Annotated in this window: 8 protein-coding genes and 1 pseudogene; 7 read left to right on the top strand and 2 right to left on the bottom strand. The window is 32.7% G+C overall.

The features are described from left to right. Window positions 1-321: 321 nt before the first annotated feature. From ACICQD_RS05355 to ACICQD_RS05340, 4 genes are all read left to right on the top strand, one after another. Entirely contained in the window at window positions 322-2,580 is a 2,259-nt protein-coding gene (locus ACICQD_RS05355) for a hypothetical protein (protein WP_395461710.1), read from the top strand. Window positions 2,581-2,812: 232 nt separating this feature from the next. Continuing rightward, window positions 2,813-3,268: an Hsp20/alpha crystallin family protein gene (locus tag ACICQD_RS05350; RefSeq protein WP_395461709.1), complete on the top strand. Its 456-nt coding sequence runs from the start codon at window positions 2,813-2,815 to the stop codon at window positions 3,266-3,268. Window positions 3,269-3,917: 649 nt separating this feature from the next. Further along, the gene (locus ACICQD_RS05345) at window positions 3,918-4,823 is read left to right on the top strand and encodes a hypothetical protein (protein WP_395461708.1); all 906 of its coding nucleotides are present in this window, start codon (window positions 3,918-3,920) and stop codon (window positions 4,821-4,823) included. A gap of 106 nt (window positions 4,824-4,929) precedes the next feature. Then, window positions 4,930-6,630, top strand: a complete 1,701-nt coding sequence (locus tag ACICQD_RS05340) for a hypothetical protein (protein WP_395461707.1) — start codon at window positions 4,930-4,932, stop codon at window positions 6,628-6,630. Window positions 6,631-6,992: 362 nt separating this feature from the next. On the opposite strand, the gene ACICQD_RS05335 is transcribed toward ACICQD_RS05340, so the two are convergent. After that, complete coding sequence (locus ACICQD_RS05335; protein ID WP_264686960.1) at window positions 6,993-8,477, bottom strand: recombinase family protein; 1,485 nt, start codon at window positions 8,475-8,477, stop codon at window positions 6,993-6,995. After that, window positions 8,471-8,563: pseudogene (locus ACICQD_RS05330) on the bottom strand (DUF2924 domain-containing protein); the annotation flags it as partial. The gene ACICQD_RS05335 and the pseudogene ACICQD_RS05330, both read right to left, overlap by 7 nt. 56 nt (window positions 8,564-8,619) lie before the next feature. Here ACICQD_RS05330 and ACICQD_RS05325 point away from each other — a divergent pair. From ACICQD_RS05325 to ACICQD_RS05315, 3 genes are all read left to right on the top strand, one after another. Next, window positions 8,620-9,386 (top strand): IS5 family transposase gene (locus ACICQD_RS05325; protein WP_395461441.1). Its coding sequence is split into 2 segments (ribosomal slippage): window positions 8,620-8,947 and window positions 8,947-9,386, totalling 768 coding nucleotides; the frame shifts between segments, so codons are not numbered across the junction. A gap of 58 nt (window positions 9,387-9,444) precedes the next feature. Continuing rightward, window positions 9,445-11,814 carry a hypothetical protein gene (locus tag ACICQD_RS05320; protein ID WP_395461706.1) on the top strand — a complete coding sequence of 790 codons (2,370 nt, stop codon included), beginning with the start codon at window positions 9,445-9,447 and terminating at the stop codon, window positions 11,812-11,814. Continuing rightward, a complete protein-coding gene (locus ACICQD_RS05315) occupies window positions 11,811-14,447 on the top strand; it encodes a hypothetical protein (RefSeq protein ID WP_395461705.1) in 2,637 nt (878 codons plus the stop codon). The genes ACICQD_RS05320 and ACICQD_RS05315 overlap by 4 nt, the downstream gene beginning before the upstream one ends. Window positions 14,448-14,873 lie beyond the last annotated feature (426 nt).

Here is a 14,873-nt window from a genome sequence, read left to right as displayed (position 1 = left end):
CTATTCTTGATTTAACTGATTCATTCCTCTTTGAATTTCATACTTATGGTCTTATCTGTTTCGATACAAATTTTCGTTATTAGAAGATAAATGAGGTATATTATGAATTTGCTTAAACTCTTCAATTATAGGCAAAAAGGCCCTTTATACTGTACTAATAATGGTATTAGCTACGTGCTTTAATGTTATTATAATATTTTGCATATAAACCTATTTTATAAAAATTCACAATATGAATTAGTAAATAAATTATGTTTAAATCAGTTGCGTATATAGTAAATATAATGCATTGTGTGCCTTTGTTAATAGAAAGGTATAAGTATGCCTAGTTCAAGGCAGGTAGTACAATATAACTCATTTGATAGTAATAATCTTGAAGACACTACTTTGCCTTGCGTATTTAAAGATTTTACGATTACTTCTGAAGAGATATTTGAGATTGGTAGTGAGGGTAACCAAGTAATAGATAATTCAGATGGTGAAATAGAAAGGCTGCAACAAGAAAACTTTGATCTCAAGAAAAATGAAAAGCTCTTGGAATGCTATAAAGGTATAGCGGAAGAGTATGATCAAGAAGTGAGTGAGCTCAGCAAGAAAAATCAGATCCTAGAAAAGAAAATTAAAGAGCTTGAAGCTCAATTACAAAGAAAAACAAGAGAATTAACTAAAAATGGCCAAGAAATTGAACAGCTAAAACAAGAAATAGAAAGAGTATTATTGGACGTGAAGAATAAAAATGATATAATAAGGAACTTGGACAGCAAATTAGAAGATGTGAAGAATGAAATACAGATGATAGACAAAAAAAATGAAGAGTTACAGCAAAGGTTAAATTTGGTTGAATCTAACTCAAGTAGACTAAGAAAAGAAAGTGTAGCGCTGGTAGACAGTATAGAGGATTTGAAGAGTAATTATGAAAACCAGATATTAGAAAAAGATAAGGAACTTAATGATGTAATAGGCCAGCTCTATGTTTATTTATCAGAGCGTGAAGAACTGTTTGCAGAATTTAGTTCATTGCAGAATGAAAATGAGAGTTTAAAACAGAAAAACTTCTATATTAGTAATGAAGTGTCTCTTGAAGATGAATTAAACAAAGAAAACGTAAGAAAAGAAATAGTAAGACCTCAGTCTACAACAAAAGTGGAAATGAGGCGTATCAATGATAATGATGACCAGGAATCAATATGGCTATATAGAGAAGCAGAAGATTATCAAACAGGTGAAGATAAAAAACCTAAAAATACTAACTACGACATTGGAGTATGGAATGAAGATGACGATGAAAGTAGCGATGATCAAAAATCAACCTGGCTGTACGAAAAAGTAGAAAACAATCAAGATTATCGAACAAGTGAAGACAAAAACCTTGAAAACACTGATTACGATATTGGAGTATGGAATGAAGATGACGATGAAAGTAGCAATGATCAGGAATCAACTAGTGAAAGTGACTATAATGTTAGCTATTGCTTTGATTATGATGAAATTGTTAGTAGTACTTACGGTCAACTAGTCTACAATGCAAACATAATACGTAAAAAAGATTCTTTTTCCTTAGCAAAAGTAAAATTAAGAGAAAGAGAAAGAGAAAAATATGAAAGTATTTGGCAAAAAATAGATAATATTCATGATGAATTGGATGCTTTGGGTAACTATGGTAATGAAGAGGATTATGAAGAGTGCAATAAAAGACTTGATAAAATTGTAAGCGAGGCGCTGAAACAAAGAGTAATGTTCACTCTTCCGTATAAAGCTAATATATCTTTAGTGGATCGCATAATTGATACATTGCAAAAGCTATATTTTTCTTACGATACTACCCGAATTTATGGATTTTTAGATGAGAAAAAGATATTGCAAATAGTATCAAGAGGTGCGTCTTTAAATAGATTTAGCGATGAAGAACATGGCGATTTCGTGAACATAATTTGCTCAGATAGATACACTCTAGATCAACGAGAAAAAATACTTTTAGAACTTAAGGACTTGGTGTACAAAAGTATCGTAGACGTAAGAGTAAAAACTGATGATCATGATTTTGAGTTAGAGATGGACAATGGACACTTTTGTATAAAATATCCAAAAGATAGTGTTGTCGAAGTTGCAAGAATATTCAACAATAAAAAAGCTAAAAATTTAGGTCTGGAAATTGGTATGCTTCAAGTTGGAGAAAGTATAGTTAGAGTTGAAAATAAAGAAGGAGTTAGGAATTACACCGACATTTCGGAGGGTAGAATTGAAATGTCTTTTACTACTTACTTTGGGAAGGTCAGTGTTTATTTATCTCCTAGTGATAGAGATAATAATAAAATAGAAGTAAAGCTCGCCAACGAAGAAAGCATAGCACGTTTTAGTAAGTTGGAGGATAAATCAAGTTTAGGGGGGAGCTGTCTTTTAGGAGGAAAAAATGTTTCTATAGGCATAGAAGATGGTTATTTTGAAATAAACAGTGACGTTTCTGAAGAGTTAGCTAAAACTATGAAACAGTCAGATTGTACAATAGAAAAATCATATGTTCCATCTAGCTTTATGAAAGAAGCTTATTGCAACCAGTTAGTAAATGAAAGGGGAATTTAAAAATCAGGCTCAAATATTTCAAAAATAACCATTCAAAGCAGCATTTTTTATACAACTTCGTTTTCAATCTATCTGGAAAGAAGATGTCAAGTATTCAAAGTCCAATTAGACAAAGCCATAGTCCATTCTTCCTCTAGCTTTTTTATCACTAATCCAAAATTCAGGTATAGGGTATTGAAACTAACAAGTAGAATGATTACGTAATGCATGTGTTAGTAAAATGAGGTACAACATGAGTAATATAGTTCATTCAAATAAAAACAATAACCGTGATAACTTTAGTGTAAGAGGGTTACAAAGAGCCGTTGATGACATATTTGATAGCTTCTTTACAGGATGGAATCCAGAGCTTTCCAGAAGAAGCAACAGTCTATTACCAGCTTGTGACTTTTATGAAACAAAAGAAAGCTATTGTCTCTCGCTAGAGCTACCAGGTATTTCCAAAGAAAACATAGATATCAGCATGTCTGGCGATAACTTAATAGTGAAGGGTGAAAAGACGTGTGATAACGAGTCAAAAGATAAGCAGTTTTATCATCGAGAAAGATACTATGGCTCTTTCTATAGGTCTATTCAGCTTCCAGTAAATATAGAGCAAGATAAAGTATCTGCTAATTTTTCAGATGGAGTATTGCACGTAATCATAACTAAATCGGAGAAACACATCAAAAAAATTGATGTAAAATAACTAGTAAGTAATAGCAGGCCTCTAGCTTGGGGGCTTGCTACTATATATCAGTATTAAGTTAACAACTTATTTGAGGGAGATGTTCAAAAAACCATTCGATCCAAGCTAAGAAAAAGTATAGTATAAGGGGAAGGGGAAATGATAGGAAGCTGTTTTAGATATTAAGCAATAAAACTAATAGTTTATAGACCTTTCTAAAAAAATCATTCTATTTTAAATCAAAGCTTCTTTGAAAAGTAAACGTGATAAGCAAGATGTCCCTTTAAATGTTCCTTGTATTAGGCAATATTTCCTTGATTTGACTCGTATGGTTCTTTGAACACTCCTGTTTTCGTGTATGAATTGTTGATATATTAGAATTACTGTTATCATCTCAGAATATGTGATTTAATGCACTCTTGTAGGTTTCTTATTGTTAGGTAGTGGCTTGTTTGCAAAATTTTCACCTATTTTCTACAACAATCATCTATAAAACAAAGTAATTCTTTTTATGCATTGGGTAACCTTCTATTATCACTAAAATACTGGTGTTTACCCTTTTTCTCTCCATCTCTCTATTCTCTTTCTAATCCATGGTTAGCGTTACAAAAGTAGTTGTACTATGAATTCATTATGATATATTAGCTCAATATTATTTAGGGAGGTTATCATGTTATTACCAATAGCAGCTGGAGGTGCACTAGTTGGTGGGGTTTATACTATATATAGACAGAGTACAATCATATCAAAACTAGAAGCTCAAAGTAGGCAAATATCAGAGAATCATGAAAAGCAGTTAAAAGCAATTGAAGAAAAGTATTCTTCTTTACTCAAAGTAGCAGCACAAGAGAAAGAGGAGTTAATCAAAAGATCCGAAGAAGATAAAGAAGGGTTAGCGGTATTAGTAGAAAAGATGGATCAAGAAGGAAAAGAAACAGAGGAAAGATATCAGGAGTTATTGCACAAAATGGAGGAAGAAAAAGAAGATTTAATCAACAAAACAAACAAAGAAAAAGCCGAGCTTAAAGAATTAATTGAAGCAGTCGTTCAAGACAGAAAAGAATTAATAGAAAAGTCTTGGGAAGAAAAAGAAGGTTTAAAAGAATTAATAAAAAGGATGGACGAGAGTAATAAAAAAACAGAAGAGAAATATCAAGAATTAATTAATAAAATGGAAAAAGAAAGGGAGGAATTAGTTAGGCAAATGCATAAAGAGAAGCAAGGCCTAAAGGAGTTAATTGAGATAATAGTTAAAGAAAAAAATGAGTTAATTGAAAGAGTTGATAAGGAAAGAAATGAAGATAAGCTAGTGAATCAAGAATTACTTACGAAGATGAATACAATTCTTTGTCTTCCTGGTGTGAATGCTGTAATACAAAAATGGGAAGAAGCAGGAAATATGTATATATCGAACTATATTCAATCCAGTAATGAAGGTGAATCAGGCAAAACTGTTTCAGAATTACAAGATGATAATAGTTCAGAATGTGAATCTGAAATAGAGATAATTCAAGGTCCAAGTACTTATATAGATGAAGTAAAGCTAAGCAGCAGCTGCCAAGGAATGAGTAAATAGCTTAACTGAGAAAGTAATGCTGCCTTTTTTAATTGTAAGCATATTGCTTTCTCTCTTCATCCTACTACTGATCTATTGCTATTTAAAATGGAAAAGAGGAAAAGTTATGTCTGAAAATTTTGAGATTGATATTGAAATTGATCAACAGGAGCAAGTTTCAATAGCAGTAGACCATACTACGCTCGAGGATACACTAAAGCTATTGAAGTCTGGTGGGTTATTATCTGATCTTGATAATGATCTACACAAAGTTCGTACGGGGGAGAGAGCTATAATAGATCATAGGGGATATTTTAAAACACAAGTTGATAGTAAGCTTAAAAAGCTCTGTATGATATATCATCCTGACTCAGTGCGAAGGCGAGATGGATCTGAAGAAGAAGTGTTAAAAGCAACAGCAGTGCAGGCAAAAATAAATGCCGTGCGAGATATACTATGGAACTTTAGTGAAAACTTTTCTCAACATGATGACTTTAAATATAGCTATTTTAGTAAAGTAGAGATCAATTTGTTAAGTAATGAGAAAAAATTAAGACAAGTAAGCTATACTTTACTAAACAAACTAGGCGAGTTGTCTTATACAAAACATGGAAAGTTAATACCTAATCTGAATCAATTTTTAAAATCAAGTCAAAATAGCATGAGAGAATTTATTGCAGGTAACTTCAACAAATTCTTGAAGAAAAAAAGTAATGCTGAATTTTATTTTAGAGAATATTTATATGCCTACAAAGAATTATTCACTGATCTAAAGCTATTTTATGAGCTGTGTAAAGAAGATAATTATATGAAGCCCATTGCAACTCAAATGTTAAATGAGTGTAGTACTCAGGGTAAAATATTGACTAAAATTGATGACTTTTTAGGTCAAAGTGAATTTCAACATGAGATGTTAATCAAAGAAAGCAACTTAATGAAGTGTGAGTATCCTTATTGCATTAATAATCAAGAAGATTATCAAAAAGCAGATAAGTATTTTACTCTGCCATTTATAGAATATATAAATATTTTAGCTATATGCCATAAAGTTTATTCAACTCAAGAGCCTAGACATATGAATTCACTAGTATCATGGGTGCTATCGCTTAAGACAGTTTGCAGTACCTTAAAAAATAGTCAAGTGATATGCAAAGCTAATAATGAAGTTATTGAAAATTTAAACGATCTTTTATCATTACATAGACTTTCTCACCACCTTTTGGCTTACTATTGTTATAGCAATGAAGCAAATGGGGAATCAGCAGCTAAGTCTTTACATATTAATTCATTGAATAAAGAGTATGCACTGCAGTTACTCGTTCAAGTAATCAATGTGTACTCAGCTTATCTGACAAGAGAATTTCTGCCTGAAAAGGATTTTTATGAAAGGATTTTAGAAGTGCAGATGAATTTTTTAGAGAAGATGGACAGTCTATACAACGAATTTTATAAAAAAATGGATAAACATGGTGAGCAATTCCTGAAAGAGGATCTAGAATTTCATAGACAAATCAATGTACAAGGTTCAGATCGTCGTCAGTTAATTTCAGGACTTTTAGTAAGACGTATGGAACGTAGAAAAGCAACTTTTGCAAAAATAGAAAAAATGAAAAATGAAAAAATATCTGAAAGTACTAAAGAAGAACAACAAAGCAAAACCAGTTGCATTTCACCTAGCCAACAATTTCTTGAAAACCAAACGAATAATCAGCCAGCTCCAAGCTGTAAGTTAGATGAGGTGCATCCAATATCGCGCAGTCAGTCACTAAACTCTCTACATTCTGATAATAGTGATATAAAGATAGACAGCAGTTCACGATTTCGTTAATCCAGCATACTTTGTTGAATAGCTACTTGTGAAGGTGTAGATAGGAGGCTCAAAAGTATGTACTACGCTCAAGGCAAGGAGAAATGGTAGATGTCTACAGAATTTCCTTCATCAGACCAACTACATGATTCAGCGGGGAAAGGTCTGTCAGGAATATTCGGCTCTTACGCAATAATTTTGGAACTCCGGGATCGTTATATATATATAAGATTATCACTATTTTCGTTATATAATTAAGCTTTTAACACTAGTTTACCTAAATTCGTTTCATCAACATCTTCTTGCATGTTATAGGTTCTTTGTTTTGAAGTATTGGTTTTCTAGCTTTTCGATCTCTTGTTACTTTTATAAACGTTACAATGCTAAGCCAAAAACTTTTCCAATTGCTTACTCCATAACATCGGTATTTCCCTCAAGTCAGCTAACTTCAAACCCCTTGGCTGTCTCCCATGTACTATGTCTTCTTTAATTTTTGGTGCTAAATAATTCAACCTTAAAATTTGCTGTATACGTCTTGTACCTATATTAATTTTGGTACTCAGCTCTTTCACACTTCTATATTTTCCCTCTTCTAGCTGACGCTTCCACAGATGTGCTCTCACCACTGCTTTCAGTAGCGCATTGTTTGTTTTGCCTTCTGGTTCTATTACTGTGCATTTCTTTCCTTTCTTTTTTAACCACATTGGTATAAATTCCACCTTATCCTCTGAACTCACCTCTATTCCATCCTCTCTCACCAATACTGTTCTTGTTAACTTTTTCACTACTTCTTTCTGCTTTCCAAAATTTAAATTTTTCCATTTTTCTTCGGTCTTTTCTTTCCCATTTTCATATGGCTGCTCCGCTTTCTTTATTACTTCTTTTTCTACTTCTCCGGCTACTACTGTTCGATTTATTGATTCACAATTCTTTCCCCTTAAATGATTGTTGCATACATAATATCGATACCTTTTATTTTCCTTTTTTGCATAGGTCAACGTCATATTTACATCGCAGCTCTTGCACTTAATTATTCCTCTAAGCAGCGCTTCCTCATATTTTGCTTTTCTATATGGTTGATTCTTTATCAATTCTTGTGCTTTTTTCCACTTTTCTTCTTCTATTATTGCTTCATGCTTTCCTTTATACTGTTTCTCATAATGCCTGATTTTTCCCATATATATTGAGTTTGTTATTATTCTCCTTACCGTGGCCTTTTTAAAGATATCTGATTTTGTTCTGTAACCTTGATTATTCAATTCCCTTGCTAGTTCTGCCATTGACTTCAGCTCCACATATCTTTCAAATATGTGCTTCACTGTCTTTGCTTCTTTTTCATTTATTATTAATTCTTTATCTTTTACATCGTATCCCAGCGGTAAAGTTCCTCCCATCCATAATCCTTGCTCTTTTGACGTTGCTATTTTATTTTTTACCCTTTCTACGATCATTTCTCTTTCTAGCTGTGCTGCTCCTGATAATACCGTTTGTACAAACTTCCCCATTGGCGTATTATTGTCAAATATCTGCGTTACTGCTATAAAATTTACTCTATGCCTTCTAAAAAATGACGTTACTTCGATGCTGTCTTTTGTTTCTCTCGAGAGCCTATCTAGCGTATATACTACTACACAATCTACTTCTCCTGCCTTTACATCTTCAAATAATTCCCTTATTGCTGGTCTTTCTAAATTCTTTCCTGAATATCCTCCATCATCGTACCTTTTTGCCAATGCTACCCAACCTTCTCTGCTCTTTATATACTTTTCACATGCTACTCGTTGCGCATCCAAGCTGTTAAACTTCTGCTCTAGACCATCTTCATTTGATTTTCTTGTATATATTGCGCATCTCACCTCTTTTAGCATCCTTTCTCCTTTTCTCTCATCCCAAATAGGAGAGGGCCGTTGTAACTCATTCCCATTATTTTTCCGGCTACTGCTGAGAGCCTGTCTTGAAAAGAAATGAGAAAGAGAATATGATGAGATAAGTAAAAAATAGTAGGTAAAAATGTATCCAAGTGATATAAGTGACAAAGAATGGGAAATTTTGGAGCCAAGTGTTGCACAAGGTGCAGTAGGACGGCCAAGAAAGCACAATATTAGAACAATTATTAATGCAATAAGATATATAATGAAAGGTGGTTGCCAGTGGAGAATGCTGCCAAAAGATTTTCCGCCATGGAAAACGGTGTATGATTATTTTCTCAGGTGGCGTAATAGTGGCAAATTGGAAGAAATACACGATATGTTAGTAAAAAAGGTAAGAAAAATGGTTGGCAAAAATGAAATACCTTCGGTAGGAATAATTGATAGTCAATCAGTGAAAACCACTCAAAAAGGGGATCCAGAGGATATGATGCTGGCAAGAAAATAAAGGGTAGAAAACGTCACATCATTGTGGATACAATAGGCCTAATTATTACAGCTGATGTTCATAGTGCAGGCATTCAAGATCGTGATGGTGCTCTAAATCTTTTTACTCAAGCTAAACGAAAAGCTCCAACGCTACAAAGGTTTCTCGCTGATCAGGGATATATTGGTAAATTGCAAAATTACTGTTTATTGAAAACAGGATGTTTATTGACGATTACTAAAAAAGCAGCTGATGCTGTAGGATTTCAAGTTATTCCTAAACGGTGGATTGTTGAAAGAACTTTTGCTTGGCTTTCCAATTTTAGACGTATGAGCAAGGATTATGAGCATTCTCCTCTTACTTCAAAAACTAATATCTCCTTTAATATGATTACTATTATGCTTGCTAAATTAGCTGCTTAGTTCCTTTCAAGACAGGTTCTTAGATAATAAACTGAAAGAATTAAAAGAGAAATACCAGATGGAGGAAGTAAGTATTGAATATGATGTAGGTAAGAATTATTTAAAGAGGAAAGTACTAGAAAAATCTAGTGTCAATGTGCTTAATCCCAAGAAACTTATTGATGCAATGCAAAGTGTTCCAGGTTATAAGGTTAAAAGTGAAAAGGAGAAACTAAGTGAGGTTACGGTTTGGTCTATAGAAGGACTTACCAATGAAGAGAATAGAGCTTTAAAAGATGTATTGCCAAGAGCAACCAAGGCCTGGAAAGAAAGCGAAAGTAGTGAGTTAAAGATTAAGGATTTTCTAATAATGCTATTAAAAATATTGGGTCAAGAGATTGCAGAATTAGAACTTAGTAAAAGAAATAGCTTAAGTTTACAGCAACCGCAACGCGACCACAAGGTTCTACTGAAGGGCTTGCACGATAGAGTATCTGATATGTTAGGTAAGAATAAAAATAATGTTTATGATGATAGTTTCACAGAGAAAATTCTTGTTAATATATTGACGAGAAAAGAATATCATAGTCTAGCATTGATTTTGATTACCCAATTAACAAAGCCTCATGATATAGTGAAAGCAGAACAGGGTATTTTAAATACTATGTTGCTTAAAGCTATAGAAAAAGATAGAAGAGATATGGCATTACTTTTGATATGTAATGGAGCTAGCATTATTGAGGTGCCTACTGTTATTGCAAAATTGGGTGATGAGTTATTAGGAACAAAAGGAGTGGAACAAGTTGCGCGTTTATACAATAAAATGCCGACAATTGGGGTAAAGTGCAAAAAAATAAAAGAAGGAGAATCAAGAATAAATAGGGAGTTAGAAATAATAGATTTTACTGTAAAAAGCCCTCTTGATAGGAATCAGGAAAATGATGACGAAGAAGTACTAGAAATTCGTGAGATTTTCAACTTAAAAGAACTAAGTGAGTTATTCCCTGAAGGATCTCTATTAAAAGTGGGAAGTGATATCACAATGAGTTACAATGAAAAAATATCAAGCGGAAAATTAAAAAGAACTAAAGGTAAAAAAGATTCAGGGCAAGAAGATAAAGCAGAGAATTTAGAATCTATAACGCAGTACCTAGAAAAAAAAGAACGTAATAAATTATTACGTAATTGGTCTCTAGGTGGGGCAGGTCTTGGAGGAGCTGGGGGAGCTTGTGCTTTCTTCTTTCTTGCTCCTCCAATTGCTGCTTTTGTTTTTGCCGGTGTTGCTGTTGGCTCTATAGCGGTTAGTTTGCTTGCTTCTGGTGGACATATACTTATAAACAAACAAGGTGATCTTGAAATAAGTCGTGACAATCTTCAAGACTTAAATAAAGCAATTGATCTTTTTATAGACTTATTAAAACAAAATGTTCCTTCAGGAATAAGTAATACTTTCTTAGAAGAATTAAGACAAGAGAAAGAAGAAATAAGTAAAGAGAAGTTTATAAATCTCTCACGTATTTCAGATGTTATGAAAAGGGTGTGCAAGAAAATACCAGGAGTTGATAAGCTTATTTCAGAGATAAAAGAAAAAAAGTGGAAAGATATAGAACTAATTATGTTACTGCTTGAAGATTTTGAGCGTGAGTTTAATAAAGCTGTTGCTGAATCAAGTAAAGTAAAGGAAGTAACATTTGGAGATCTTGCAATGAATATAACCAGAAGTAGAGAAAATTATATCATGGACCTAAAAAGACAGAGTGTGACAGATGAGCAAAATGACACAACGAATAAGCTAGGTATAGTAGCACGTGAAATTTCGGATATGTTGATAGATTTATCAAATGCAGAAGTAAAAAGAATAGCACAGGATAAGGAGGAGGAAAGACAAGGAAGAGAGGAGGCAGAGGCAAGGGAAAAAGCTCGTGACTTAGTATATATTAAGGCATATGAGTTCAAAATACCTATGGAAACAATAATACAAAATCAAGATATACGAGAGTTATTAACGCAACAATATGCTTTATTAGTTTTAAACACAGACTATGTAGGAAAGTTCAAGGATATCTGTAACAAATATAAGGACTTCAGAAAAGAACTAAAGAGTAAACAATCTATTGGTAAGGAAGAATTTGATAAGTTGTCGAAATTAAATGATGAATTTAATAGAGCAGACAAAAACTTTGTTCAACGTGAGCATAAGGAAAATGAATCTGCTAGAAAATTTGATGACGAGGCTATTAGTGAGTTAAGATCTCATGTAATTGCAGAAATAAAACGTGCAAGAGCAGATGCAGAGCAAGAAAAAAAAGCATTGATAGAGGAAAAGAATGCAGTTGAAGAAGTAGTGATGCAATTACAAATGTCAGATTCAGTGCAAATGCAACTACCAAGCTCTGCATTCAGTAGTGTAAGTCATGAATCAGTTGCAGGACCTTCTTGGCAAATATGAGAACAAAGGAGTTTATAAAGTTCTTGGAGCGCGAAGGGTTAAAAAGCGTTCTGTATGAAAGATTAAAATGGCAAGAGCCAAAAAGCCATGGGGGAATAAATCGATTATTTGGTGAGTTTGGCAAGCTAAAGATAGTGTGGTGGATGCCATCGGTGGCTGAAAGTGCAAGAGGCAAAAAGTTCTCTCAGGGGCAAGTGATTGTAGCGCTGCTCTTAACAGGAACAGTTACTTGTTCTTTGTATGAGAGATATAGAATATTAGGATTGCTTAGCCTATCCTTTCTTTCAGGGTATGTTTTGCATTCATTTTTGCACTTTGCAAAACGTATTAATCATTATACTGAAATTTATCATGAGGTTAAAGTTATGCTTTCACAAACATCAGCAAGTAATTATCAAAATGGATACATGCAATCAATTGCAGGGATGGTAAATTGTGCTGAATTTGAGTATCACATTGAGCACTTGGTAAGTATGAATAAACGTGAATTTGAAGATTATAAAAAAGATGTGGAAAAAGAGTATAAGGACACCTTTTTCGAGAAGAAAGTAGCTGAAGAGTTTTTAAGTTATGTAGAATCTATAAGAAATGGAAGTAATAAGAACTTCAAAGATGATATTGCAGAATTGCGTTACTCCCATGAGCTAAAGGAAGATCTAAGGGAATGGGAAGCGTATAACAATTTCTTTACTTTTACAAAAAGCCTATTGTGGAAAGTTGTGCCTCAAGAAGGAAATAAAGAGAAGATGATAGATATTGTTTACAGTAGACTAAAAGCCTTAAAAGGCAGTGATACTTTGGAAGAATGTTTAAGAAAGACGTGCCTTTTGCACTACACAGGTGACATAGAGAATTTGTCTAAGGTAGTAAAAAAGTTTTTTTTAAAGAGTCACACAGACAAGAGTAGTCATAAAAAAAGTAGGGAGATTTTTGAAAAAGAAAACAGTATATATAAAGCACTGAGTACAATAATAGAAATATATGAAAAGTACTACTTCGGAGCAGTATTTTGTGATTTGAAGGAGTTTTTAGGTTGGAAGTTAGAAGATATAACAGAAAAGAGTGTTGCTGAGCATGTGTTATCAATGGAACAACCGTTAACATCTGGTTGTGAATTAACACTTATAGCATATAATGAACATAAAAAATCAACTAGAGGTATTAAAGATAAAATATTAGAAAATTTTAGAAGATTAATAGAAGTACAAAATGAATTATTAAATGATGATAAAAATGAGGAACTAAAGAAAGAAAAGAAGGATATAGAAGATAAACAAAAAGATTTATCGGAGAAATTAAAATCACAACTTAAAGAATTAAGAGTGTCTTATAAATACCTTAAAAAACACTTTAGTGAAGAGATAGAAAGATGTGAGAAAACAATAAATTCATCAGAGGATAAGTTTATAAAATATAAGAATACAAAACGTATAAAAAACCTGAAAATAAAGTTGGAAATGTATGAAAGGGAAGAAGAGAATATGGAAAACTTCCTTTTTAAGGTTGAGGAAACAGAGGGCAAAATATTGCTCAAAGAAGTAAGAAACCATAAACTGGAAATAGGAGGTTGTGCTTTAGCTGCAATAGTTACTGGTAGTGTAGGGATAGCGGCTAAGTTACCAGTTATAGCATTGCCATTGGTTTTTGTGTTACCATTTATAAAAGGTTTTTATGATGATTACAAAAAATCCAATGAAGAACGTAAAGAGAGAAAGTCGAAGGAGACGGAACATGACTATATGATAGCATACCAGGATCTATGTAATGGATATGATAAATTGATGGAAAAAGGGACAACATTTGGTAATTTTCTGGTTAGTGTAGGCATAAGACATAAAGAAAATGAAAAAGAATTAAAAGAAAAAGCAGAAAGCTTAAAAGGGAAATTTAAAACACAAAATGAGACGAAAGTTAATATTGAAGAGTATCTGAAGGACGAAAAAGAAAAGGCTAAGTTTCTTAAAAAGGAAGCAAAAGAAGTTGCAATACGTTTGGAAAAAGCAATAGAGAGTCTGAATAAAGAAAAAGTAAGAAATGAAATGGCACAGGCAAGGGAAAAAGCTTGTGATTTAGTGTATATTAAGGCATATGAGTTCAAAATACCTATGGAAACAATAATACAAAATCAAGATATACGAGAGTTATTAACGCAGCAATATGCTTTCCTAGTATTAAATACAGACTATAAAGAAAAATTTAAGGGTCTTTGCAATGAATACAGAAGCTTCAAAGAAGAGTTAAAGAGTAAACAGCTTAGACTTAATGATGAACAAGAAAAATATGTATTTGATAAGGAAGAAAAAAAGCATGTTATGGGTAAGTTGGCAGAATTAAATGATGAAGTTGATAGATTAAGCAAAAATTTTGTTCAGCGTGAGCATAAGGAGAATGAACCTGCAAGAAAATTCGATGATGAGGCTATTAATGAATTAAGATTTCATGTAATTGCAGAAACAAAGCAAGCAAGGAAAGCTACAGAGCAAGAAAGAAAAGCATTGATAGAGGAAAAAAATGCAGTTGAAGAAATAGTGATACAATTACAAATGTCAGATTCGGTGCAAATGCAACTACCAAGCTCTGCATTTAGTAGTGTAGCTCATGAACCGGTTGCAGGACCTTCTTGGAGAAGATAAAAGATTTAAAATTTTTGAAAAGCTTGAACTAATATAGAAAAGATTTTATAAAAATATCAGTCTATTAGCGCCACAGCAAATTGAATTATTTACTTTTCCCAAAACGCAAAAAAGTACGTATATTTGTGAGAACAAGACGCATAAAAATAAGGTTATAAAAATAGAAGATTTAAATTATTTCAATAAGCTTAGGCAAAATAGTTCGTATGTAGATGTGGGTGAAATGAGCTAATATGGCTAGTTTTAGCGTATAATGAAATCACCATATAAAAAAGTTCGCACAGGTTGCTTGGTAGACCAACGGATTCCAAGAAAAACTCTTCTCACGCTTGTTTGTTAATTAGGCAAAAAGTAGAACCATATTATTAATTTAATAATAAAAAATATGGAAATATATATCTATTGAAAAATATTGTTATTTATCAT

Source organism: Wolbachia endosymbiont (group A) of Therophilus tumidulus (assembly GCF_964277345.1).
Lineage (GTDB): Bacteria > Pseudomonadota > Alphaproteobacteria > Rickettsiales > Anaplasmataceae > Wolbachia > Wolbachia pipientis.
The sequence above is the reverse complement of the archived record's forward strand: the minus strand, read 5'-3'. Positions and strand labels throughout refer to the sequence as shown.